The organism is Klebsiella electrica, from assembly GCF_006711645.1.
Classification (GTDB): domain Bacteria; phylum Pseudomonadota; class Gammaproteobacteria; order Enterobacterales; family Enterobacteriaceae; genus Klebsiella; species Klebsiella electrica.
Genome location: NZ_CP041247.1, coordinates 5,093,935 through 5,118,578, shown reverse-complemented (window position 1 = coordinate 5,118,578; position 24,644 = coordinate 5,093,935). Strand labels below are relative to the sequence as shown.

Below are 24,644 nucleotides of genomic sequence, written 5' to 3'. Positions count from 1 at the left end.
CCTTTTTTTACGCCATGAGTTTTTGCAGATGGTTCAGCATTCTGTCTATCGCTCGATAGCCAAGGGCCTCCTGCAGGTGGCGGCGCTCAATACGGGATTCACCTCCTATGTCGGCGATGGTCCGGGCGACTTTCAGCAGACGCTGCCAGGCGCGGATAGAAAGCCCCAGCTGCGATAGCACCTGTTCCAGCCAGATAGCATCCTCTTTACTGAGCGGACACCAGATTTTCATTTCATTACTCTCCAGGTCGGCATTGAGTTTCTCCTGCCGGGCCAGTTGTTTGTCTCGGGCGGCGAGAACCCGCTTCCTCACGCTGGCGCTATTTTCCACGCCAGCGACGGCCTGGCTGAGCACGCCTGGAGGCGGGAGCGGAATTTCCAGCGAGAGATCGAACCGGTCGAGAAACGGCCCGGACAGGCGCCCCAGATAGCGTAAGGTTTGTTCCGGTGATGCACGATTATGATGACCCTGGTAATGCCCGGTTGGGCTGGGATTCATGGCCGCGATAAGCTGAAAATGTGCCGGGTAGTCAATTTTCGCACGCGTTCGTGAAATATGTATTTTCCCGGACTCTATCGGCTCCCGCAAAGCATCCAACACCCGACGTTCAAACTCCGGTAGTTCATCCAGAAATAGCACCCCGTTGTGTGCCAGCGAGATCTCTCCGGGGATCGGGATTGAACCGCCTCCAACCATGGCTGCGAGAGACGCGCTGTGATGTGGGCTGCGAAACGGCCTCCTGCGCCACTGTTTAGTGGCATGATGGCGATTCAACAGACTAAGGATGGCGGCGCTTTCGAGCGCCTCCTGATTGCTTAATGGCGGCAGAAGACCTGGCAGTCGGCTGGCAAGCATGGTTTTTCCTGTACCGGGAGGGCCAATCAACAGCAGGTTGTGACCCCCTGCGGCAACGATTTCCAACGCACGTTTTCCTTGCTGCTGGCCAATAACATCGCTCAGGTCAGGTAGAGGGTCATCAGGATGTTCTTCCTCCGGCAGGGAAGGGGTGAGCGCATGGCGTCCCTCGAGAAAAGCACACACTTCCTGAAGATGCCTGGCGACAAGGCACTCATGGCCCTCAATGAGCCCCACTTCCGCGGCGTTATCCTCGGCGACGATAATTTGTCGTCCGGCTTTTATCGCCTCCATTGCGCTGGAGATAGCGCCAGGAACGCCACGTAGCGCCCCTGTGAGCGCGAGCTCGCCGATAAACTCATATTGATTCAACCTGGACGCATCTAGCTGCTCTGAGGCGACCAGAAGCGCGAGAGCGATGGGGAGATCATATCGCCCGCCTTCTTTTGGCAAATCGGCAGGAGCCAGATTGATGGTGATCTTTTTGGCCGGGAACGTATAGCCGCTGTTAATTATTGCGCTGCGTACCCGGTCGCGAGCCTCTCTTACCGTGGTTTCAGGAAGCCCTACCATGGTTAACCCGGGAAGCCCGTCGCTGATATGAATTTCGATCGTAATAAGCGGGGCACTGATACCGAAAGCAGCCCGTGTGTAAATAATCGCGAGTGACATAATGCCTCCTGAGTACGGGCATTATGTCGGTTGAATAATGGTCAGTAAGCAGTAAAAAATATATTCTGCGCGGCATGTTCCAGCGAATATCGCCGGATAGCGTGACATTTCACTCATGGTGGAATCGGCATCGCAGGCGGTCAACATAGTGAAATAGGGTATTGGGGAAACTGCCGCATCGCCATAAAAAAGATCGATAAATTGAATTTTTTTCATTTTATATTTTTTCTATTAAAAACAAATGTTTTACAAAAAATTGTTAGCGCGATCAGTAAGTAATGTATAAAAAAATCTTGTGTTTATTGTCATATCTGTGGTAACTCTTTAGGCATTCCTTCGAACAAGAAGCCAGAAAGTACAGAAAATGACAGCCCTTCTACGAGTGATTAGCCTGGTCGTGATTAGCGTGGTGGTGATTATTATCCCACCGTGCGGGGCTGCACTTGGACGAGAAAAGGCTTAGAAATCAAGCCTTAACGAACTAAGACCCCCGCACCGAAAGGTCCGGGGGTTTTTTTATAACTTAAAAATGATAAGCGAGGAGCAGAGAATGACGAGTAGCATAAAATTCTGTTTCTCCCGAACTATGACGGGGAACTAACTATGAATGGGGCGCAGTGGGTAGTACATGCTTTGCGGACACAGGGGGTCGACACGGTTTTTGGCTATCCTGGTGGCGCGATTATGCCGGTTTACGATGCATTGTATGACGGCGGCGTGGAACACCTGTTGTGCCGCCACGAGCAAGGGGCGGCGATGGCCGCCATCGGCTATGCTCGTGCCACCGGCAAAACCGGCGTGTGTATCGCCACATCAGGTCCAGGCGCGACGAACCTGATCACCGGCCTGGCTGACGCGTTACTGGACTCTATCCCGGTTGTCGCCATCACCGGTCAGGTCGCGGCGCCGTTTATCGGTACCGATGCTTTCCAGGAAGTGGACGTCCTTGGTTTGTCTCTGGCTTGTACGAAACATAGTTTCCTCGTGCAGTCGCTGGAAGAACTGCCGCAAGTGATCGCTGAAGCTTTCCAGGTCGCAAACTCTGGCCGCCCAGGCCCGGTTCTGGTTGATATCCCAAAAGATATCCAGCTGGCGAAGGGCGAACTTGAACCGTATTTCTCAACGGTTGATAACGATATTGCCTTCCCTCACGCAGAAGTTGAGCAGGCGCTGCAGATGTTAGCCACCGCGCAAAAACCGATGCTGTACGTCGGCGGTGGTGTGGGTATGGCGCAGGCGGTTCCTGCTTTACGCGAATTTATCGCCGTGACACAAATGCCGGCTACCTGCACGCTGAAGGGGCTGGGGGCTGTTGATGCGGGCTATCCGTACTATCTGGGAATGCTGGGAATGCACGGCACCAAAGCGGCCAATCTGGCGGTACAGGAATGTGACCTGCTGATCGCCGTCGGCGCACGCTTCGATGACCGTGTCACCGGGAAACTGAACACCTTTGCTCCGCACGCCAGGGTTATCCATCTGGATATCGATCCGGCGGAGCTGAACAAGCTGCGTCAGGCGCATGTCGCCCTGGTGGGCGATCTGAATACGTTGCTGCCAGCGCTGCAGAAACCGCTGACTATCGACGCCTGGCGCCAGCATAATCAGGCGCTGCGTGACGAGCACGCATGGCGCTATGACCATCCGGGTGAGGGCATTTACGCGCCGCTGCTGCTCAAACAGCTCTCCGACCGTAAGCCGGTCGATAGCGTTGTCACAACCGACGTGGGTCAACATCAAATGTGGTCAGCGCAGCATATGACCTATACACGCCCTGAGAATTTTATTACCTCCAGCGGTTTGGGCACGATGGGTTTTGGCCTGCCTGCTGCGGTTGGCGCTCAGGTTGCCCGTCCGAACGATACCGTTATCTGTGTCTCCGGCGATGGCTCGTTCATGATGAACGTGCAGGAGCTGGGTACGGTGAAACGTAAACAGCTGCCGTTGAAGATCCTGTTACTGGATAACCAGCGTTTGGGCATGGTGCGTCAGTGGCAGCAGCTGTTTTTCGAGGAGCGCTATAGCGAAACCACCCTCACCGATAACCCCGATTTTGTCACGCTGGCCAGCGCTTTTGGCATTCCTGGTCAGCACATCACCCGTAAAGACCAGGTTGAAGCGGCTCTCGACACCATGCTTTCGAGCCAGGGGCCATACCTGCTTCATGTCTCAATCGATGAACTTGAGAACGTCTGGCCGTTGGTACCGCCCGGTGCCAGTAATGCAGAAATGCTGGAGAAATTATCATGATGCAACATCAGGTCGCTTTACAGGCTCGCTTCAACCCGGAAACCTTAGAACGCGTGCTGCGCGTGGTACGCCACCGCGGCTTTCAGGTTTGTTCGATGAATATGGAAACCACGGCAGATGCCGGCAACATAAATATTGAATTGACCGTTGCCAGTCAGCGGCCCGTCGAATTACTGTTTAGTCAATTAAGTAAGCTGGTCGACGTCGCCTGCGTCGAGATCCAGCAACCAACATCACAACAAATCCGCGCATAAGCGCAAGGGAAGAAAAATGACGACGAAAAAAGCTGATTACATTTGGTTCAACGGTGAGATGGTTCCGTGGGGAGAGGCGAAGGTTCACGTGATGTCTCACGCGCTTCACTACGGCACTTCCGTGTTTGAAGGCATCCGTTGCTACGACTCGCATAAAGGACCCGTGGTGTTCCGTCATCGCGAACATATGCAGCGTCTGCATGACTCAGCCAAAATCTATCGTTTTCCGGTCTCTCAAAGCATTGATGAGCTGATGGAAGCCTGCCGCGAAGTTATCCGCAAAAATAACCTGACCAGCGCTTATATTCGTCCACTGATCTTTGTTGGCGACGTCGGCATGGGCGTTAACCCGCCTGCGGGATACAGTACTGACGTGATCATCGCGGCGTTCCCGTGGGGAGCTTATCTTGGCGCTGAAGCGCTGGATCAGGGGATCGATGCGATGGTTTCTTCCTGGAACCGTGCCGCGCCCAACACCATCCCGACCGCCGCAAAAGCCGGTGGTAACTACCTCTCTTCCCTGCTGGTTGGCAGCGAAGCGCGCCGCCATGGTTATCAGGAAGGGATCGCGCTGGACGTCAACGGCTATATCTCCGAGGGCGCGGGTGAGAACCTGTTTGAAGTGAAAGATGGCGTGTTGTTCACTCCGCCATTTACCTCTTCTGCGCTGCCGGGCATTACCCGCGACGCGATCATTAAACTGGCAAAAGATCTGGATATTGAAGTCCGCGAGCAGGTGCTGTCCCGCGAATCTCTGTATCTGGCGGATGAAGTCTTTATGTCTGGTACTGCTGCGGAAATCACCCCGGTGCGCAGCGTTGACGGTATTCAGGTTGGCGAAGGTCGCTGCGGCCCGGTCACCAAACGTATTCAGCAAGCTTTCTTTGGCCTCTTCACCGGTGAAACCGAAGATAAATGGGGCTGGTTGGATCAGGTTAACCCGTAAATATATTCAAGCATAAGCATAAAAAAATGGGGCGGCACGCAGCGCCCCATGTCACAGAGACTGGGAGTAACTAAAGCATGCCTAAGTACCGTTCCGCCACCACCACTCATGGCCGTAATATGGCGGGTGCCCGCGCGCTGTGGCGCGCAACCGGGATGACCGATGCCGATTTCGGTAAGCCGATTATCGCCGTTGTTAACTCCTTCACCCAGTTCGTGCCGGGTCACGTACATCTGCGCGATCTGGGTAAGCTGGTTGCTGAGCAGATTGAAGCCTCAGGCGGCGTTGCCAAAGAATTCAACACCATCGCGGTGGATGATGGGATCGCTATGGGGCATGGGGGTATGCTTTATTCACTGCCATCCCGTGAACTGATCGCCGACTCGGTTGAGTACATGGTTAACGCGCACTGCGCCGATGCCATGGTCTGCATTTCCAACTGCGACAAAATCACCCCGGGGATGCTGATGGCGTCCTTACGCCTGAATATTCCGGTGATTTTTGTTTCCGGTGGCCCAATGGAAGCCGGGAAAACCAAGCTTTCTGACAAAATCATCAAACTCGACCTCGTCGATGCGATGATTCAGGGGGCGGATCCAAAAGTCTCCGACGAACAGAGCGATCGGGTCGAGCGTTCCGCCTGTCCGACCTGCGGTTCCTGTTCGGGGATGTTTACCGCTAACTCAATGAACTGCCTGACCGAAGCGCTGGGTCTGTCCCAGCCGGGTAACGGCTCTCTGCTGGCGACTCACGCCGACCGTAAGGAGCTGTTCCTTAACGCAGGGAAACGCATCGTTGAGCTGACTAAACGCTATTACGAGCAGGATGATGCGTCAGCGTTGCCGCGCAACATCGCCAGCAAAGCGGCGTTTGAAAACGCCATGACCCTGGATATCGCCATGGGCGGTTCGACGAATACCGTTCTGCACCTGTTAGCCGCTGCGCAGGAAGCGGAAATCGACTTCACTATGAGTGATATCGATAAGCTGTCCCGCAAGGTTCCGCAGCTGTGTAAGGTGGCGCCGAGCACGCAGAAGTACCATATGGAAGATGTGCACCGTGCGGGCGGCGTGCTGGGGATTCTTGGCGAGCTCGATCGCGCCGGGCTGCTGAACCGCGATGTGAAAAACATTCTCGGCCTGACGCTGCCGCAAACGCTTGAGCAATATGATGTCATGCTGACCAAAGATGACGCGGTGAAAAAAATGTTCCGCGCTGGCCCGGCGGGTATCCGGACGACCCAGGCTTTCTCGCAAGACTGCCGCTGGGATACGCTGGATGACGATCGTGCCGAAGGGTGTATCCGTTCGCTGGAGCATGCTTACAGCAAAGACGGCGGCCTGGCGGTTCTGTACGGCAACTTTGCGGAAAACGGTTGTATCGTTAAAACCGCAGGGGTGGATGACAGTATTCTGAAATTCACCGGCCCGGCGAAAGTTTACGAAAGCCAGGACGATGCGGTTGAGGCTATCCTCGGCGGTAAAATCGTTGCAGGCGACGTGGTGGTGATTCGCTATGAGGGGCCGAAAGGCGGGCCGGGGATGCAGGAAATGCTTTATCCGACCAGCTTCCTGAAGTCGATGGGCCTGGGTAAAGCCTGTGCGCTGATAACAGACGGCCGTTTCTCCGGCGGCACCTCGGGCCTGTCGATTGGTCACGTCTCACCGGAAGCGGCCAGCGGCGGCAATATTGCGATCATTGAAGACGGCGATATGATTGCCATTGATATTCCGAACCGGGGTATTCATCTGCAGCTGAGCGATGCCGAAATCGCCGCGCGTCGCGAAGCACAAGAGGCCCGCGGCGATCGCGCCTGGACGCCGAAAGCGCGTGAACGTCAGGTTTCCTTTGCACTCCGTGCGTATGCCAGCCTGGCAACCAGCGCCGATAAAGGCGCGGTGCGCGATAAATCGAAACTGGGGGGTTAATGATGGCTGAATCGCAACCCCTGTCTGCCGCCCCCGAAGGGGCGGAATATCTCAGGGCGGTGCTACGCGCGCCGGTCTATGAAGCGGCGCAGATTACGCCGTTGCAAAAAATGGAAAAAATCTCGTCGCGTCTTGATAACGTGATTCTGGTGAAGCGCGAAGATCGCCAGCCGGTTCATAGCTTCAAGCTGCGCGGGGCCTACGCAATGATGGCAGGCCTGACAGAAGAGCAAAAAGCGCAGGGGGTGATTACCGCTTCTGCGGGCAACCACGCCCAGGGAGTGGCGTTCTCGGCATCGCGTCTTGGCGTGAAGGCGCTGATCGTGATGCCGGTTGCCACGGCGGATATCAAAGTGGATGCCGTGCGTAACTTTGGCGGCGAGGTACTGCTGCACGGCGCTAATTTCGATGAAGCGAAAGCGAAAGCCATCGAGCTGGCGCAACAGCAGAACTTCACCTGGGTCCCGCCGTTTGATCACCCGATGGTGATTGCCGGGCAAGGCACCCTGGCGCTGGAGCTGCTACAGCAGGATGCGCACCTGGATCGCGTGTTTGTCCCGGTGGGTGGCGGTGGGCTCGCCGCAGGTGTAGCGGTGCTGATCAAGCAGCTGATGCCGCAGATCAAAGTGATTGCGGTGGAAGCGGAGGACTCCGCCTGTCTGAAAGCGGCGCTGGACGCCGGGCACCCGGTCGATCTGCCCCGTGTCGGGCTGTTTGCCGAAGGCGTGGCGGTGAAACGTATCGGTGACGAGACCTTCCGCCTCTGCAAGGAGTATCTTGACGATATTATCACCGTCGACAGCGATGCGATTTGCGCGGCGATGAAAGACCTGTTCGAAGATGTTCGCGCCGTGGCTGAACCGTCTGGCGCGCTGGCGCTGGCAGGAATGAAAAAGTATATCGCGCAGCATAACATCCGTGGCGAACGTCTGGCGCATATCCTGTCCGGTGCTAACGTCAATTTCCACGGTCTGCGCTACGTTTCCGAACGCTGCGAGCTGGGAGAGCAACGTGAAGCGCTGCTGGCGGTGACCATTCCGGAGGAGAAAGGCAGCTTCCTGAAGTTCTGTCAGCTGCTGGGCGGCCGTTCAGTGACCGAGTTCAACTACCGTTTTGCTGATGCCAAAGATGCCTGTATTTTTGTCGGGGTTCGTCTGAGCCGCGGTGTGGAAGAACGTAAAGAGATTCTGAGCCTGCTGCACGAAGGCGGCTATAGCGTTGTCGATCTTTCCGATGACGAAATGGCGAAACTTCATGTGCGCTATATGGTCGGCGGGCGGCCGTCAAAACCGCTGCAGGAGCGCCTGTTCAGCTTCGAATTTCCCGAATCGCCGGGAGCGCTGCTCAAGTTCCTGCATACGTTAGGCACCCACTGGAACATCTCGCTGTTCCACTACCGTAGCCACGGAACCGATTATGGTCGCGTGCTGGCGGCGTTCGAACTTGGCGATCATGAGCCGGATTTCGAAACCCGACTCCATGAGCTGGGTTACGACTGCCACGATGAAACCAACAACCCGGCGTTCAGGTTCTTTCTCGCGGGTTAACGCCTGATGGCGCTGCACTTACCCGACCTGCCATCAGATCACAGGCCGGGTAAGGCGTTTGCGCCGCCACCCGGCAAAAATATCAGTGGTTCGGCAAAATAGACCAGAAAGCATCAATAAGCGGCTCATACAGCCGCTTTTTTTGTGCGCACACGCCCAGCTCAAACGGCGTTTTCTCATCGCTGCGCTCCAGAATCATTACGCGATTGCGTACCGGTTCCGGACTGTTCTCCAGTACCACTTCCGGAATTAAGGCCACGCCGCAGCCGAGCGCGACCATCGACACCATCGCTTCATGGCCGCCGACGGTGGCGTAAATCGAGGGATTGCTGATTTTATGGCGGCGAAACCACAGTTCGATACGGCGACGCACCGGCCCTTGATCGGCCATGATAAACGGTACGGTTGACCAGTCGGGCTTCTCCTGGCTCACCTGGGTGCGCACCGGACAGGCTAATGCCGGGGCGATCAGCACCACCGCCAGGTTTTCCAGCATCGAAAACGCCACGGAGCCCGGTAGCGTTTCCGGCTTGCCGGCAATCGCCAGATCGGCCTCGCCGGTGACGACCTTCTCCATCGCATCGGCGGCATCGCCGGTGGAAAGCTTGATCTCCACCGAAGGGTGGGCAGCGCGGAAGCGATCGAGAATTGGCGGCAGGTGGCTGTAGGCTGCCGTCACCGAGCAGAAGATATGCAGCTCGCCGGAAAGCGAAGGACCTTGCTGATCGATGGCATGACGAAGCTGCTGGTACTGTAGCAGCGTCTGCTGCGCGAACAGGCGTAGCTCTTCGCCAGCCTCGGTCAGGGTGACGGTGCGATTATCGCGAACAAACAGCGGCTGCCCGAGATCTTCTTCCAGGCGTTGGATCTGGCGTGAAAGGGTGGAAGGGCTGACGTGCATCGCCCGCGCGCTGCGGCCAAAATGGCGGCTTTCAGCCAGATGCAGGAAGGTTTTCAGATCGCGTAAATCCACAGGCCGTACTCCACGATTTTATGTTGCATAAATTGCAACATGACGTTGTGAATATATCAATTTCCGCAATAAATTTCCTGTCATATAGTAAGTTCATTCTCGCAAAAGCGAACCGAACAATAAGACAGTACAACATCACGAGGTATCACCATGGCTAACTACTTTAATACACTGAATCTGCGCCAGCAGTTGGCGCAGCTGGGTAAATGTCGCTTTATGGGCCGCGATGAATTCGCCGATGGCGCGAGCTACCTTCAGGGTAAAAAAGTGGTCATTGTCGGCTGTGGCGCGCAGGGCCTGAACCAGGGTCTGAACATGCGTGATTCCGGCCTGGATATCTCCTATGCGCTGCGTAAAGAAGCGATTGCTGAAAAGCGCGCATCCTGGCGTAAAGCGACCGAAAACGGCTTCAAAGTCGGGACCTATGAAGAGCTGATCCCGCAGGCTGACCTGGTGGTTAACCTGACGCCGGACAAACAGCACTCCGACGTTGTGCGTTCCGTTCAGCCGCTGATGAAAGACGGCGCGGCGCTGGGCTATTCCCACGGCTTCAACATCGTCGAAGTAGGCGAGCAGATTCGTAAAGACATCACCGTGGTGATGGTGGCGCCGAAGTGCCCGGGTACCGAAGTCCGTGAAGAGTACAAACGTGGTTTCGGCGTACCGACGCTGATCGCGGTTCACCCGGAAAACGATCCGAAAGGCGAAGGCATGGCGATTGCTAAAGCCTGGGCCGCGGCAACCGGCGGTCACCGTGCGGGTGTTCTGGAGTCCTCTTTTGTTGCGGAAGTGAAATCTGACCTGATGGGCGAGCAGACTATCCTGTGCGGTATGCTGCAGGCTGGTTCTCTGCTGTGCTTTGACAAGCTGGTGGCTGAAGGTACCGATCCGGCTTACGCCGAAAAACTGATTCAGTTCGGCTGGGAAACCATTACCGAAGCGCTGAAACAGGGCGGTATCACCCTGATGATGGACCGTCTGTCCAACCCGGCGAAACTGCGTGCTTACGCGCTGTCCGAACAGCTGAAAGAGATCATGGCGCCGCTGTTCCAGAAACATATGGACGACATCATCTCCGGTGAATTCTCCTCCGGTATGATGGCTGACTGGGCCAACGACGATAAGAAACTGCTGACCTGGCGTGAAGAAACCGGTAAAACCGCGTTCGAAACCGCTCCGCAGTTTGAAGGTAAAATCGGCGAGCAGGAGTACTTCGATAAAGGCGTTCTGATGATCGCGATGGTGAAAGCGGGCGTTGAGCTGGCGTTTGAAACCATGGTGGATTCCGGCATCATCGAAGAGTCCGCTTACTACGAATCACTGCACGAACTGCCGCTGATCGCGAACACCATCGCGCGTAAGCGTCTGTACGAAATGAACGTGGTTATCTCCGATACCGCAGAATACGGTAACTACCTGTTCTCTTACGCTTGCGTACCGCTGCTGAAAGAGTTCATGACCACGCTGCAGACCGGCGACCTGGGTACAGCGATTGCCGAAGGCGCGGTAGACAACGCTCAGCTGCGTGACGTGAACGAAGCCGTTCGCAGCCACGCTATCGAGCAGGTTGGTAAGAAACTGCGCGGTTATATGACCGATATGAAACGTATTGCCGTAGCGGGTTAACCCGATTGTCGGGTGGCGCTCCGCTTACCCGACCTACAAAATACAAAACTGCAAGATGTAGGCCGGGTAAGGCGTAGCCGCCACCCGGCTTTTTATTGGTTCACGCTTAAGCGCGATGAACCTTTTTATTTGCGGTACAGGACTTTGATGATGTGGTAACCGAACTGCGTGTGCAGCGGGCCAGTCGGCTCCAGCTCAGGGCAGGAGAAGACGACCTTATCAAATGCCGGAACCATCTGGCCCTGTTTGAATTCGCCTAAATGACCGCCCTTTTTACCTGACGGACAGGTGGAGTGCTTCTTCGCCAGTTTCTCGAAGTCGGCGCCGTTTTTAATCTGCTCCAGCAGGTCGAGTGCCAGTTTCTCTTCTTTTACCAGAATGTGCATTGCTGCCGCTGTTTTAGCCATGATCGTGCCTTGATAGGTTGCGATAAATCAGGATGCAATATTAGCATGCGCTAGCGGCGATACAGCACCTTAATGATGTGGTAGCCGAACTTCGTTTTTACCGGCCCGTAGGGTTTCAGCAGCGGGCAGGTGAAGACCGCGTTATCAAACGGTCCGACCATCGTCCCCTGTTTGAACTCGCCTAAATCCCCGCCGTTACGCCCGGAGGGGCAGCGTGAATAACGCTTCGCCAGATGATCGAAGCTGATACCTCGCTCCAGTTTGGCGAGGATCTCCTGGGCCAGTTTTTCTTCTTTTACCAGGATATGCAGGGCGGCGGCTGACTTTGTCATTGTTTTGCTCTCTGGATTATCGGTGTTGCCAACACTTTACCATTAGCCGGTAAATCTCCCCCCGGCTTTCTGCTACAATCCCCACCCCGTTCGAAGATTGAGCAAAACTCCCATGCGTTTAAACCCTGGCCAACAACAAGCCGTCGAATTTGTAACCGGACCGTGCCTGGTGCTGGCGGGCGCCGGTTCCGGTAAGACCCGCGTTATCACCAATAAAATCGCGCACCTGATCCGCGGCTGCGGCTATCAGGCGCGCCATATTGCGGCGGTGACCTTTACCAACAAAGCGGCACGTGAAATGAAAGAACGTGTCGGGCAAACGCTGGGGCGTAAAGAGGCGCGGGGCCTGATGATTTCCACCTTCCATACCCTGGGACTGGATATTATTAAGCGTGAATACGCCGCGCTGGGGATGAAATCTAATTTTTCTCTGTTCGATGATACCGACCAGCTTGCGCTGCTCAAAGAGCTGACCGAAGGGCTGATCGACGACGATAAGGTCGTGTTGCAGCAGCTGATTTCGACGATCTCCAACTGGAAAAACGATCTGCAAACCCCGGCGCAGGCCGCGGCGGGCGCAAAGGGTGAACGGGATCGGATCTTTGCCCACTGCTACGGGCTTTATGATGCCCATATGAAAGCCTGCAACGTGCTGGATTTTGACGATCTTATCCTGTTGCCGACCCTGTTGTTGCAGCGCAACGCAGAGGTACGTGAACGTTGGCAGAATAAGATTCGCTATCTGCTGGTGGATGAATACCAGGATACCAACACCAGTCAGTATGAGATGGTGAAGCTGCTGGTGGGGCAGCGCGCGCGCTTTACCGTCGTCGGCGATGATGACCAGTCGATCTACTCCTGGCGCGGGGCACGGCCGCAGAATCTGGTGCTGCTGAGCCAGGATTTCCCGGCGCTGCAGGTGATCAAGCTGGAACAGAACTACCGTTCTTCCGGGCGCATACTGAAAGCCGCTAACATTCTGATCGCCAACAACCCGCACGTCTTCGAAAAACGTCTGTTTTCCGAGTTAGGGTATGGCGTAGAACTTAAAGTGCTTTCAGCGAACCACGAAGAGCATGAAGCGGAACGAGTGACCGGGGAACTGATCGCCCACCACTTTATCAATAAGACGCAATATAAAGATTACGCCATTCTCTATCGCGGCAACCATCAGTCGCGGGTCTTTGAAAAGATGCTGATGCAAAACCGCATCCCGTACAAAATTTCTGGCGGCACGTCGTTCTTCTCGCGGCCCGAGATTAAAGACCTGTTGGCCTATCTGCGCGTGCTGACCAACCCGGATGATGACAGCGCTTTCCTGCGTATCGTCAATACGCCAAAGCGCGAAATCGGCCCGGCTACCTTGCAAAAACTCGGCGAGTGGGCGATGACCCGGAACAAGAGTTTGTTCACCGCCAGCTTTGATATGGGTCTCAACCAGACGCTAACCGGTCGCGGCTATGATGCGCTTACCGGCTTTACACAATGGCTGGGTGAAATTCAGCGCCTGGCGGAGCGCGAACCGGTCGCCGCAGTACGCGATCTGATTCGTGGGGTGGATTATGAATCCTGGCTGTATGAGACCTCCCCAAGCCCGAAGGCCGCAGAAATGCGCATGAAAAACGTCAATCAGCTGTTCAGCTGGATGACGGAGATGTTGGAAGGCAGCGACATAGACGAGCCGATGACCCTGACCCAGGTGGTCACCCGTTTTACCCTGCGCGATATGATGGAGCGCGGCGAGTCCGATGAAGAGTCGGATCAGGTGCAGTTGATGACCCTGCATGCCTCGAAGGGGCTGGAGTTTCCTTACGTCTACCTGGTGGGCATGGAAGAGGGGCTGCTGCCGCACCAGAGTAGCCTCGATGAAGACAATGTGGATGAAGAGCGCCGCCTGGCGTACGTCGGAATTACCCGCGCGCAGAAAGAGCTGACCTTCACGCTGTGTAAAGAGCGCCGTCAGTACGGAGAGCTGGTGCGCCCGGAGCCCAGCCGTTTTCTGCTGGAACTGCCGCAGGATGATCTGATCTGGGAGCAGGAACGCAAAGTTATCTCACCGGAAGAGCGGATGCATAAAGGGCAGGCCAATGTCGCCAATATTCGGGCGATGCTGGCAAAAGCGAAAGGGAAATAGTTCGAGTGCGTATCCCCGGTGGCGCGCACCGGGGCGATTTTACGGAATATCAGGCGGAATTAAGCCACCTCAAGGGTCCAGTGGACATAGCTTTGCCACTGGCACTCCTGCTCCACCAACTCCCGACCCAGCGGATGATCTTCCAGCCACCCCTCCGGCAGCGTCAGCACCAGTTTCTCGCCTGCGACAGTCAGTGAAATGGCCGGCAGCAGATCGTCGCGACGGCGGCTGGCAAAGAGGATCGCCAGACGCAGCAGCCGACACAGGTGTTCCGCAACCCGTGGTTTCACCGCATTTTGCTGATGAAGAGAGGAGAGATCGATGGTGTTAGTCTGGTTGAGCAGCAGGGTTGCGAGCAGCTTTTTCTGCGCCGGCGTGAAGCCGGGGAGATCGAGGTTGCTCACCAGATAGGCGGCGTGCTGCGGGGCGCGTTTAAAATCGACGCTCAGACCAATTTCGTGCAGCTCGCAGGCGCTGGCGAGCAGTTCGCGGCTGAGCGATTCCAGCTCCCAGGCACCGTCCAGCTGATTCACCAGATGCGCTGCGAGTTGGGTTACGCGCTGGGCCTGCTCGGTGTCTATCATAAAGCGGCGTTGAATATTGCGCAGCGTACGGCTACGGATATCCTGATCGACGGACAGATGCAGCATGCCGTAAACCAGGCCTTCGCGGAGCGCGCCGCCCGCGAGGGTCATACACTGAATTTTCAGTTCGCTGAAGATGGCGATAAGTATGGCCAGCCCGCTGGGGAAAACCAGCGCTCGCTCTAAGGTTAAGCCTTCGATTTCCAGCTCTTCCAGGCGCCCGCACTGAATCGCACGCTGCTTGAGCTGCTGCAATTTAGCCAGGGTGATTCGCTCGTCCATCCCCTGCGCCATCATAATTTCCTGCAGGGCCTGAACGGTACCGGATGCGCCTACGCAAACTTTCCAGCCGTGGTAATTCAGGGTGTCAGTAATCGGACGCAGGACTTCCCGAGCCGCATTTTCTGCCAGATCGAAGTTTTCTTTTGTCAGGTTACGATCGGCGAAGTAGCGCTCCAGCCAGGTGACGCACCCCATCGACAGGCTAAAAAGAGAGGTGGTCTGTGCCCCCGTGCCAGTCACCAGTTCGGTACTGGCACCGCCGATATCGACAACCAGGCGCCGGTCTTCGCCGCCGGTCGTATGAGCAACGCCTTGATAAATCAGGCGGGCTTCTTCTTCACCGCTGATCACCTGCACCGGACAGCCGAGGATTTCCCGGGCCTTTGCCAAAAACGCATCGGCATTGACGGCCAGGCGCAGCGTGGCGGTCGCCACAACGCGAATTTGAACGGGTGGGATATCCTGCAGGCGTTCTGCAAACAGACGCAGGCACTGCCACCCACGCTCCATCGCTTCCGCGGAGAGCGTGTTATCGCTGTTCAGGCCAGCGGCCAGACGTACTTTGCGCTTGATGCGGCTGAGCGTCTGGATGCTCCCGGCCACCTCGCGTACAACCAACATATGAAAGCTATTAGAACCAAGATCGATAGCTGCATAAAGCGAGGTGGAACTGAGCATAGATTTATTTAACCTGAACGACGACGATTACGAGGCGGACCGCTGCGACGCGGGCCATTGCCAGTGCGCGGGCGCGTCAGGCGCAGCGGCTTAGGCAAATCTGTCATAAGTGCATCTGGATTGTACTTGCTGACCGGAATAGAGTGACCGGTGTAGGTCTCAATCGCCGGAAGATTCAGCGCGTACTCTTCGCAGGCCAGACTGATGGAGTGGCCGCTGGCGCCCGCGCGACCGGTACGGCCGATGCGGTGAACGTAATCTTCGCAGTCGTCCGGCAGGTCATAGTTAAAGACGTGCGTGACGGCCGGGATATGCAGACCACGCGCAGCAACGTCAGTCGCCACCAGAATGTCGATATCGCCACGGGTGAACTCTTCAAGGATCCGCAGGCGTTTTTTCTGGGCGACGTCGCCGGTCAGCAAGCCGACGCGATGACCGTCCGCCGCCAGGTGTCCCCAGATATCTTCGCAACGATGTTTAGTGTTGGCGAAAATAATGGCGCGATCCGGCCACTCTTCTTCCAGAAGCGTCTGTAACAGGCGCATTTTTTCTTCGTTGGAAGGGTAGAACAGCTCTTCTTTAATCCGGTGACCCGTTTTCTGTTCCGGCTCGACTTCAACATATTCGGCGTTGTTCATCTGTTCAAACGCCAGTTCGCGAACACGGTAAGAAAGGGTTGCGGAGAACAGCATATTCAGACGCTGATTGGTCGGCGGCATGCGACGGAACAGCCAGCGGATATCTTTAATAAAGCCGAGATCGTACATGCGATCGGCTTCATCCAGCACGACGACCTGAATCGCGCCAAGGTTAATGTGATTCTGTTTGGCGTAATCAATCAGACGACCAGTGGTGCCAATCAGAATGTCGACGCCGCTTTCCAGCACTTTCAGCTGCTTATCGTAGCCATCGCCGCCGTACGCCAGACCCAGCTTCAGGCCGGTGGCCGCAGCCAGCGGTTCTGCATCAGCGTGAATTTGTACCGCCAGCTCGCGCGTAGGAGCCATGATCAGCGCACGCGGTTGGTTTACCTGGCGGTCAGCGTTGGCCGGGTGAGAGAGAAGATAATGAAACGTTGACGTCAGGAACGCCATCGTTTTTCCGGTACCGGTTTGCGCCTGCCCGGCGACATCACGACCTTCCAGCGTTAGCGGAAGAGCGAGAGCCTGAATGGGCGTACAATTATGAAACCCTTTCTTTTCAAGGGCTTCAATCACTGCCGGGTGCAGGGCGAAGTCGGAAAACTTCTGTTCTGTTAAATGTGTTTTGCTCATAGTGTGGTAGAATATCAGCTAACTATTGCATTAAGAAAGCGTATCCGTTGAAATAACGTCAACCTTTCGTTGGCTATACGCGAAATGACTTAAGGTGCATCTACGGCAACCTGATGAATCCTCGAAAGCTTAGACTACTCAGCGCGTCGAGGTGGATTAATCTACCGGAAACGGTTTGAAGGCGGTTTGCTTTGGCTTCTGCAAGACGACATCCATGAGGGATCGGATCGCGCAGTGGCCAGTACATATGCCAGTACCCAGTACATATGCCAGTACATAGAGGCATCCTGAACAATAACGTGTATAACGTAGCATCGGCACGTCGTTGATGTCTGCGACACCAACACACCAGGCTTATTCCTGTGGAGTTAAATATGAGCGATAAAATTATTCACCTGACTGACGACAGTTTTGACACGGACGTACTCAAGGCTGACGGGCTAACCCTCGTCGATTTCTGGGCAGAGTGGTGCGGTCCGTGCAAAATGATCGCCCCGATTCTGGATGAGATCGCTGAAGAGTATCAGGGCAAACTGACCGTTGCTAAACTGAACATCGATCAGAACCCGGGTACTGCGCCGAAATACGGCATTCGCGGCATCCCGACTCTGCTGCTGTTTAAGAACGGCGAAGTCGCGGCAACTAAGGTTGGCGCGCTGTCTAAAGGCCAGCTGAAAGATTTCCTCGACGCCAACCTGGCGTAAGCAGTTTGCCATTCCGGCGTCCGGGTTCCTATTTTTAGCGGAACTCTGGACGCCCGGCCAGAGTCGTGCTAAGTTAACTTCAGACTTCGTTTTAAACATACCTTATTGTTTGAATCTTGTTTTACCCGAAGCGTCCCGCAGCAAATGCGCGAGAGGCTACAAATTCCGGGCTTTTCACTCATTCCGTTTTGTCGTTCCAGCTCTGCGTTCTTTCCTGTGACCAGGCAACGTACAGGCACGAGATGAAGGCCGTTAACAGGCATGGATGTTCCTGCCATACCATTCACAACATTAAGTTCGAGTTCTACCCCGAGTTTAAGAACCCACACCATTATGAATCTTACCGAATTAAAGAATACGCCGGTTTCTGAGCTGATTACTCTCGGCGAAAATATGGGGCTGGAAAACCTGGCCCGTATGCGTAAGCAGGATATTATTTTTGCCATCCTCAAGCAGCATTCGAAGAGTGGCGAAGATATCTTTGGCGATGGCGTACTGGAGATACTGCAGGATGGATTTGGTTTCCTCCGTTCCGCAGACAGCTCCTACCTCGCCGGTCCCGATGACATCTACGTATCCCCAAGCCAAATCCGCCGTTTCAACCTCCGCACTGGTGACACCATTTCCGGTAAGATTCGTCCTCCTAAAGAGGGTGAGCGTTACTTTGCGCTGTTGAAAGTTAACGAAGTTAACTACGACAAGCCGGAAAACGCGCGTAATAAGATCCTGTTCGAGAACCTGACGCCGCTGCACGCGAACTCACGTCTGCGTATGGAACGTGGTAACGGTTCAACCGAAGACTTAACCGCTCGCGTGCTGGATCTGGCCTCGCCGATCGGCCGCGGTCAGCGTGGTCTGATTGTTGCGCCGCCGAAAGCCGGTAAAACCATGCTGCTGCAGAATATCGCGCAGAGCATCGCGTACAACCATCCTGACTGCGTGCTGATGGTGCTGCTGATCGACGAACGTCCGGAAGAAGTGACCGAGATGCAGCGTCTGGTTAAAGGCGAAGTGGTTGCTTCCACCTTTGACGAACCTGCTTCCCGCCACGTTCAGGTTGCCGAGATGGTTATCGAGAAGGCGAAACGCCTGGTTGAGCACAAGAAAGACGTTATCATTCTGCTCGACTCCATTACCCGTCTGGCGCGTGCCTACAACACCGTTGTGCCGGCTTCCGGTAAAGTGTTGACCGGTGGTGTGGACGCTAACGCCCTGCATCGTCCGAAGCGTTTCTTCGGTGCCGCGCGTAACGTGGAAGAGGGCGGTAGCCTGACCATTATCGCCACCGCGCTGATTGATACCGGCTCCAAAATGGATGAAGTTATCTACGAAGAGTTTAAAGGCACCGGTAACATGGAGCTGCATCTCTCGCGTAAGATCGCGGAAAAACGCGTCTTCCCGGCTATCGACTACAACCGTTCCGGTACCCGTAAAGAAGAGCTGCTTACCACCCAGGAAGAGCTGCAGAAGATGTGGATCCTGCGTAAAATCATCCATCCGATGGGTGAGATTGACGCGATGGAGTTCCTCATCAACAAACTGGCGATGACCAAAACGAACGATGACTTCTTCGATATGATGAAACGCTCGTAAGTTAAAAAAAGCCCAAAAACGCCACGCAATCGCGTGGCGTTTTGTTTTTTGGGTTTGTATGATCCAGAAAGGGAAAAGGAAGCAGGGATTATCGTATGATGAGCGTACCACGCGAGGCAGTGATAATTTTAACAGACTAAAATCTATACAATAAATTTGTAATGTTCTGCTTTACCCCTTCAGGAGTTGAGACATCGTCGTTATACTTCCCGGATTAACCATGCTGAGAGCACATGTGTTGTGAATTTACTCACTGCTATTACTGAATTAATCAGTATTTTCTTATTCACTACCCTTTTTATATTTGTTGCCCGAAAAGCAGCGAAAAAAGTCGGGTTAGTGGATAAACCTAACTATCGAAAACGGCATCAGGGTTTGGTTCCGTTAGTGGGTGGCATCTCAGTTTATGCTGGCATTTGTTTTACTTTTGCCATCGCTGATTATTACATTCCCCATTCATTCTTATATCTGTCCTGCGCCGGCATCCTTGTGCTGGTCGGTGCGCTGGATGATCGGTTTGATATCAGTGTAAAAATTCGCGCGGTGATTCAGGCCGCCATTGCCATTGTCATGATGACGGCAGGGAACCTGCACCTGAGTAGCCTGGGCTATATTTTTGGTTCGTGGGAGCTGGTCCTCGGCCCCTTTGGCTTCTTCCTCACCCTTTTCGCCGTCTGGGCCGCGATTAACGCCTTTAATATGGTGGATGGTATCGACGGCCTGCTCGGCGGTCTGTCATCGGTCTCATTTGCGGCAACCGGCATTATTCTGTGGTTTGACGGTCAATACAGCCTGGCAATGTGGTGTTTTGCGATGATAGCCGCCATTCTGCCCTATATTTTACTTAACCTCGGCGTGCTTGGCCGTCGTTACAAAGTTTTTATGGGCGATGCCGGCAGTACCATGATTGGCTTCACCATCATCTGGATTCTGCTGGAAACGACCCAGGGCAAAACGCATCCCATTAGCCCGGTGACCGCCCTGTGGATTATTGCGATTCCGTTGATGGATATGGTGGCGATTATGTATCGTCGCCTGCGTAAAGGGATGAGCCCGTTCTCTCCGGATCGCCAGCATATTCATCATTTGATTATGCGTGCCGGGTTTACTTCCCGGCAGGCTTTCGTCCTGATCACGCTGGCGGCCGCGCTGCTGGCGCTGGTGGGCGTGGTGGCGGAATATACCCGTATCGTTCCTGAATGGGTGATGTTAATTCTCTTTTTGTTGGCCTTTTTCCTTTATGGCTACTGCATTAAACGCGCATGGAAAGTGGCGCGACTGGTTAAGCGCATCAGACGCAGAATACGGCGACACAGCGGCAATAAGCCAAAATTAACCAAGTAGAACTGGGGACGTGATGACTCAACCATTACCGGGAGCACAAGCAGTGAACGTTGAGAATGAACTGGATATTCGCGGGCTGTTTCGCGCCTTATGGGCAGGAAAAATCTGGATAGCCGGGATGGCCGTGCTATTTGCGCTGATCGTTCTGGTTTACGCCTTCTTTGCTCGCCAGGAGTGGAGCGCTACGGCGATAACCGATCGGCCAACCGTGAATATGCTGGGTGGTTACTATTCCCAACAGCAGTTCTTACGCAATCTGGATATTAAAGCCAATCTGGTTCCGGTCGACCAGCCGTCGGCGATGGAGCAAGCTTACAAAGAGTTCATCATGCAGCAGGGGTCCTGGGATACCCGCCGCGATTTTTGGTTGCAAACGGACTATTACAAACAGCGCCAGTCGGGCAATGCCCGTGCGGACGCTGCGCTGCTGGACGATTTGATTAACAACATTCAGTTCATGCCGGGCGACCCGGTAAAAAATGTTAACGACAGCGTGAAGCTGACGGCCGAGACCGCGCCGGATGCCAATAATCTGCTGCGTCAGTACGTGGCCTTCGCCAGCCAGCGTGCGGCAGGACATCTTAATGACGAGCTGAAAGGCGCCTGGGCGGCCCGCACCGTGCAGATGAAAGCGCAGGTGAAGCGCCAGGAAGAGGTGGCGCGCGAAATATTCAACCGTCGTACCCACAGCGTGGAAGAGGCGTTGAAAGTGGCGCAGCAGCACAACATCTCCCGCAGTGAAACCGATATCCCGGCCGATCAGCAGCCGGATTCCGAGCTGTTCTTGCTCGGCAGGCCAATGCTGCAGGCGCGACTGGAAAATTTGCAAGCGGTGGGGCCGGAATACGATCTCGACTATGACCAAAGCCGTGCCATGCTGAATACGCTCAACGTCGGACCGACATTAGATCCGCGTTTTCAGACTTACCGGTATTTGCGTACGCCGGAAGAACCGGTAAAACGCGATAGCCCGCGGCGCGTATTTCTGATGGTGATGTGGGGTATCGTGGGCGCGCTCATCGGCGCAGGCGTTGCATTATCGCGACGCAGAGTCCAGTGAATGCGGCCTGTGATGAAGAATTAATCAACTTCATCACCTAATCGAAGAGAATCGATGTGAAAGTACTAACGGTATTTGGCACCAGACCCGAAGCCATCAAAATGGCACCGCTGGTTCATGCGCTGGCAAAAGATCCTCACTTTGAGGCGAAAGTTTGCGTCACGGCGCAGCATCGGGAGATGCTCGACCAGGTGTTGAAGCTTTTTTCTATCGTGCCGGATTACGACCTCAATATTATGCAGCCAGGTCAGGGCCTGACGGAAATCACCTGTCGTATCCTCGAAGGGCTAAAACCGGTGCTGGAATCGTTTAAACCGGACGTTGTTCTGGTGCATGGCGATACCACAACGACGATGGCGGCAAGTCTGGCCGCGTTCTATCAGCGTATCCCGGTCGGGCACGTTGAAGCGGGGTTGCGAACCGGCGATCTGAGTTCACCGTGGCCGGAAGAGGGGAACCGTACGCTGACCGGACATCTGGCAACGTACCATTTTGCCCCGACAGAAACCTCGCGGCAGAACCTGCTGCGCGAAAATATCGCCGCTGACCACATCACGGTCACCGGCAACACGGTCATTGATGCGTTGTTCTGGGTTCGCGATCGGGTGCTGGGCGATGAGGCTCTGCGTAGCGAACTGATGCAGCGCTATCCTTTCCTGGCGAACGGCAAGAAGATGATTCTGGTCACCGGCCACCGGCGGGAAAGCTTTGGCCGCGGGTTTGAGCAAATTTGCCACGCGCTGGCGGAAATCGCCGCCAGCAATCCCGATGTCCAGATTGTCTATCCGGTGCATCTGAACCCGAACGTCAGCGAGCCGGTGAAACGTATTCTCGGTCATGTCGATAACGTCATGTTGATTGAGCCGCAGGATTATCTGCCGTTTGTCTGGTTGATGGATCGCGCCTGGCTGATCCTCACCGACTCCGGCGGTATTCAGGAGGAGGCACCCTCGCTAGGGAAGCCGGTACTGGTGATGCGTGAAATGACGGAGCGCCCAGAGGCGATTGCCGCAGGCACCGTGCGTCTGGTCGGGACCGACAGCCAGCGTATCGTCGCTGAAGTCACGCATCTGCTGCAGGATGATGCCGCGTATCAGGCAATGAGCCGGGCGCATAATCCCTACGGTGATGGTCAGGCATGTCGCCGTATTTTGTCCGCACTTAAAAATAATCAGGTAACGCTATGAGTTTTTCTACCATTTCAGTGATTGGCCTTGGATATATTGGCCTGCCAACCGCTGCCGCGTTCGCCTCCCGGCAAAAGCGGGTGGTCGGCGTTGATATCAATCAACATGCCGTGGAGACCATTAACCGTGGCGAGATTCATATCGTAGAGCCAGATCTGGCGAGCGTGGTCAAAACGGCGGTTGAGCAGGGCTATTTACGTGCGACGACCGAGCCAGTCGTGGCGGATGCGTACCTGATTGCCGTACCCACCCCGTTCAAAGATCTGCATGAGCCGGATATGGTCTTCGTCGAGTCGGCGGCAAAATCCATTGCGCCGGTACTGAAAAAGGGGGCGCTGGTGATTCTGGAGTCCACTTCTCCGGTTGGTTCGACGGAGCAAATGGCCGCCTGGCTCGCTGAAATGCGTCCGGACCTGAGCTTCCCGCAGCAGGCTGGCGAAGCGGCGGATGTCAATATTGCCTACTGCCCGGAGCGCGTGTTGCCGGGTCAGGTGATGGTCGAGCTGATTAAGAATGACCGCGTCATCGGCGGTATGTCGCCGGTTTGCTCCGCCCGCGCCAGCGAGCTGTATAAAATTTTCCTCGAAGGCGAATGCGTGGTCACCAACTCTCGCACCGCCGAGATGTGTAAGCTGACCGAAAACAGCTTCCGCGACGTGAATATTGCGTTCGCGAACGAGCTGTCGCTGATCTGCGCGGAGCAGGACATTAACGTCTGGGAGCTGATTCGCCTGGCAAATCGTCATCCGCGCGTCAATATCCTGCAACCGGGACCGGGCGTCGGGGGGCACTGTATCGCAGTCGACCCGTGGTTCATCGTGGCGCAAAACCCGCAGCAGGCGCGGTTGATTCGTACCGCCCGTGAGGTTAACGATCATAAGCCTGACTGGGTTATCGAGCAGGTCAAAGCCCGGGTGGCCGATTGTCTGGCCGCCAGTAATAAGCGCGCCAGCGAGTTGAAAATCGCCTGCTTTGGCCTGGCTTTTAAGCCGAATATCGACGATCTGCGCGAAAGCCCGGCGATGTCGATCGCCATGCAAATCGCCCGCTGGCACAGCGGTGAAACGCTGGTTGTGGAACCCAATATCCACCAGCTGCCGACCAAACTCAACGGTCTGTGCACGCTGGCCTTGCTGGATGACGCATTGGCGAACGCCGATGTGCTGGTGATGCTGGTTGACCATCGTCAGTTTAAAGCCATCAGCGGCGATAGCGTGACGCAGGATTATATTGTCGATACCAAAGGAGTGTGGCGGTGAGTACGGTTCTGGTCACCGGCGTAAACCTGTGTTTTATGCCAGCCTCTGGCCGTGACCAATCCAACCAGGACACCTTCCATGCCTCTCCACGCCAGTATTGAATCCCTGGAGTGGGAAAATCGTTTCTTCGGCATCCAGAGCGCGATTGTGCGCTTTCGCGATGACGCCCCGCCGCTGACTGCTCAGGCGCTGGCCGGCTGGTCGCGTTTGCAGGCGAAGATTGCGGCGGATGATAGCGTGCGGCTGGATGCGCTGCAGCAGCTGGGCTTCCAGCTCGTGGAAGGCGAAATCGATCTGGTGCTGCCGGTCGGTCAGCCTGCCGATACGGGCTGTGAAGTGGCCACGGCGGCAGAGATTCCACGCTTGCGCGAGCTGGCGGCGCAGGCCTTTGCGCAAAGTCGCTTCCGTGCGCCCTGGTATGCCGCAGATGCCAGCGGTCGTTTCTACGCCCAATGGATTGAAAACGCGGTGCGGGGGACCTTCGATAACCAGTGCCTGATTTTTCGCGCCGCGGATGGCGACATTCGCGCTTTTGTTTCTCTGCGACAGCTTAATGAAACGGATGCCCGAATCGGTCTGCTGGCCGGTCGCGGCGCGGGTGCTGAGCTGATGCAGGCCGCACGGCATTGGGCCGAACGTCGCGGACTTTCTACACTGCGGGTGGCAACCCAGATGGGGAACACTGCCGCGCTTAAACGTTATATTCTCAGCGGTGCGAATGTGGAAAACACCGCGTACTGGTTATACAGGTGAC

At 55.4% G+C, this 24,644-nt stretch carries 22 protein-coding genes; 15 read left to right on the top strand and 7 right to left on the bottom strand.

Features of this window, described 5'->3' with window-relative positions; all coding sequences use genetic code 11:
- Window positions 1–7: 7 nt before the first annotated feature.
- Both Electrica_RS24465 and Electrica_RS24460 read right to left on the bottom strand, forming a co-directional pair.
- A complete protein-coding gene (locus tag Electrica_RS24465; protein ID WP_142255789.1) occupies window positions 8–1,528 on the bottom strand; it encodes a YifB family Mg chelatase-like AAA ATPase in 1,521 nt (506 codons plus the stop codon).
- A 21-nt stretch (window positions 1,529–1,549) separates the two neighbouring features.
- The gene (locus tag Electrica_RS24460; protein ID WP_131050020.1) at window positions 1,550–1,744 is read right to left on the bottom strand and encodes a hypothetical protein; all 195 of its coding nucleotides are present in this window, start codon (window positions 1,742–1,744) and stop codon (window positions 1,550–1,552) included.
- 148 nt (window positions 1,745–1,892) lie between these two features.
- Between Electrica_RS24460 and ilvL the strand changes: the two genes are divergently transcribed.
- From ilvL to ilvA, 6 genes are all read left to right on the top strand, one after another.
- Window positions 1,893–1,991 carry an ilv operon leader peptide gene (gene ilvL / locus Electrica_RS24455; RefSeq protein ID WP_071996002.1) on the top strand — a complete coding sequence of 33 codons (99 nt, stop codon included), beginning with the start codon at window positions 1,893–1,895 and terminating at the stop codon, window positions 1,989–1,991.
- Window positions 1,992–2,131: 140 nt separating this feature from the next.
- Complete coding sequence (gene ilvG / locus Electrica_RS24450) at window positions 2,132–3,778, top strand: acetolactate synthase 2 catalytic subunit (RefSeq protein WP_100686168.1); 1,647 nt, start codon at window positions 2,132–2,134, stop codon at window positions 3,776–3,778.
- Window positions 3,775–4,032 (top strand): acetolactate synthase 2 small subunit, encoded by a 258-nt coding sequence (gene ilvM, locus Electrica_RS24445; RefSeq protein WP_100686169.1) that lies wholly within the window; start codon window positions 3,775–3,777, stop codon window positions 4,030–4,032. The genes ilvG and ilvM overlap by 4 nt, the downstream gene beginning before the upstream one ends.
- 16 nt (window positions 4,033–4,048) lie before the next feature.
- Window positions 4,049–4,978: a branched-chain-amino-acid transaminase gene (gene ilvE, locus Electrica_RS24440; protein ID WP_100686170.1), complete on the top strand. Its 930-nt coding sequence runs from the start codon at window positions 4,049–4,051 to the stop codon at window positions 4,976–4,978.
- A gap of 77 nt (window positions 4,979–5,055) precedes the next feature.
- Complete coding sequence (gene ilvD, locus Electrica_RS24435) at window positions 5,056–6,906, top strand: dihydroxy-acid dehydratase (RefSeq protein WP_100686171.1); 1,851 nt, start codon at window positions 5,056–5,058, stop codon at window positions 6,904–6,906.
- 2 nt (window positions 6,907–6,908) lie between these two features.
- Window positions 6,909–8,453, top strand: coding sequence for a threonine ammonia-lyase, biosynthetic (gene ilvA / locus Electrica_RS24430; protein ID WP_100686190.1), 1,545 nt, complete (start codon window positions 6,909–6,911; stop codon window positions 8,451–8,453).
- An 82-nt stretch (window positions 8,454–8,535) separates the two neighbouring features.
- Here ilvA and ilvY read toward each other — a convergent pair whose 3' ends face one another.
- Window positions 8,536–9,426, bottom strand: coding sequence for an HTH-type transcriptional activator IlvY (ilvY, locus tag Electrica_RS24425; protein ID WP_004869503.1), 891 nt, complete (start codon window positions 9,424–9,426; stop codon window positions 8,536–8,538).
- A gap of 150 nt (window positions 9,427–9,576) precedes the next feature.
- Here ilvY and ilvC point away from each other — a divergent pair, with 150 nt between their 5' ends.
- Window positions 9,577–11,052 (top strand): ketol-acid reductoisomerase, encoded by a 1,476-nt coding sequence (gene ilvC, locus Electrica_RS24420; RefSeq protein ID WP_100686172.1) that lies wholly within the window; start codon window positions 9,577–9,579, stop codon window positions 11,050–11,052.
- Window positions 11,053–11,177: 125 nt separating this feature from the next.
- Here the strand turns inward: ilvC and ppiC (Electrica_RS24415) are convergent, their stop codons facing one another.
- Window positions 11,178–11,459, bottom strand: a complete 282-nt coding sequence (ppiC, locus tag Electrica_RS24415) for a peptidylprolyl isomerase PpiC (protein ID WP_004869510.1) — start codon at window positions 11,457–11,459, stop codon at window positions 11,178–11,180.
- A gap of 50 nt (window positions 11,460–11,509) precedes the next feature.
- Window positions 11,510–11,791, bottom strand: coding sequence for a peptidylprolyl isomerase PpiC (gene ppiC / locus Electrica_RS24410; RefSeq protein WP_100686173.1), 282 nt, complete (start codon window positions 11,789–11,791; stop codon window positions 11,510–11,512).
- A gap of 112 nt (window positions 11,792–11,903) precedes the next feature.
- Here ppiC (Electrica_RS24410) and rep point away from each other — a divergent pair, with 112 nt between their 5' ends.
- Window positions 11,904–13,925, top strand: coding sequence for a DNA helicase Rep (gene rep / locus Electrica_RS24405; protein WP_142255788.1), 2,022 nt, complete (start codon window positions 11,904–11,906; stop codon window positions 13,923–13,925).
- A 59-nt stretch (window positions 13,926–13,984) separates the two neighbouring features.
- Here rep and gppA read toward each other — a convergent pair whose 3' ends face one another.
- Together gppA and rhlB are read right to left on the bottom strand one after the other, a co-directional pair.
- Window positions 13,985–15,469 (bottom strand): guanosine-5'-triphosphate,3'-diphosphate diphosphatase, encoded by a 1,485-nt coding sequence (gene gppA / locus Electrica_RS24400; RefSeq protein WP_100686175.1) that lies wholly within the window; start codon window positions 15,467–15,469, stop codon window positions 13,985–13,987.
- Window positions 15,470–15,477: 8 nt separating this feature from the next.
- On the bottom strand, window positions 15,478–16,743 hold the full coding sequence (rhlB, locus tag Electrica_RS24395) for an ATP-dependent RNA helicase RhlB (protein WP_100686176.1): 1,266 nt from the start codon (window positions 16,741–16,743) through the stop codon (window positions 15,478–15,480).
- Between the two features lie 374 nt (window positions 16,744–17,117).
- On the opposite strand from rhlB, the gene trxA reads away from it, so the two are divergent.
- The 7 genes from trxA (at window position 17,118) to rffC (ending at window position 24,643) form a co-directional block, all read left to right on the top strand.
- The gene (gene trxA / locus Electrica_RS24390) at window positions 17,118–17,447 is read left to right on the top strand and encodes a thioredoxin TrxA (RefSeq protein ID WP_004869525.1); all 330 of its coding nucleotides are present in this window, start codon (window positions 17,118–17,120) and stop codon (window positions 17,445–17,447) included.
- A 333-nt stretch (window positions 17,448–17,780) separates the two neighbouring features.
- Window positions 17,781–19,040, top strand: a complete 1,260-nt coding sequence (gene rho / locus Electrica_RS24380; RefSeq protein ID WP_002883293.1) for a transcription termination factor Rho — start codon at window positions 17,781–17,783, stop codon at window positions 19,038–19,040.
- Between the two features lie 240 nt (window positions 19,041–19,280).
- Entirely contained in the window at window positions 19,281–20,384 is a 1,104-nt protein-coding gene (gene wecA, locus Electrica_RS24375) for a UDP-N-acetylglucosamine--undecaprenyl-phosphate N-acetylglucosaminephosphotransferase (RefSeq protein WP_100686178.1), read from the top strand.
- Window positions 20,385–20,397: 13 nt separating this feature from the next.
- Window positions 20,398–21,444, top strand: a complete 1,047-nt coding sequence (gene wzzE, locus Electrica_RS24370; protein WP_142255787.1) for an ECA polysaccharide chain length modulation protein — start codon at window positions 20,398–20,400, stop codon at window positions 21,442–21,444.
- A gap of 56 nt (window positions 21,445–21,500) precedes the next feature.
- A complete protein-coding gene (gene wecB / locus Electrica_RS24365; RefSeq protein ID WP_100686180.1) occupies window positions 21,501–22,631 on the top strand; it encodes a non-hydrolyzing UDP-N-acetylglucosamine 2-epimerase in 1,131 nt (376 codons plus the stop codon).
- Window positions 22,628–23,890 carry a UDP-N-acetyl-D-mannosamine dehydrogenase gene (wecC, locus tag Electrica_RS24360; RefSeq protein ID WP_142255786.1) on the top strand — a complete coding sequence of 421 codons (1,263 nt, stop codon included), beginning with the start codon at window positions 22,628–22,630 and terminating at the stop codon, window positions 23,888–23,890. Before wecB ends, wecC begins: the two co-directional genes overlap by 4 nt.
- 78 nt (window positions 23,891–23,968) lie before the next feature.
- On the top strand, window positions 23,969–24,643 hold the full coding sequence (rffC, locus tag Electrica_RS24355; RefSeq protein ID WP_142255785.1) for a dTDP-4-amino-4,6-dideoxy-D-galactose acyltransferase: 675 nt from the start codon (window positions 23,969–23,971) through the stop codon (window positions 24,641–24,643).
- The last annotated feature ends 1 nt before the right edge of the window (window position 24,644 follow it).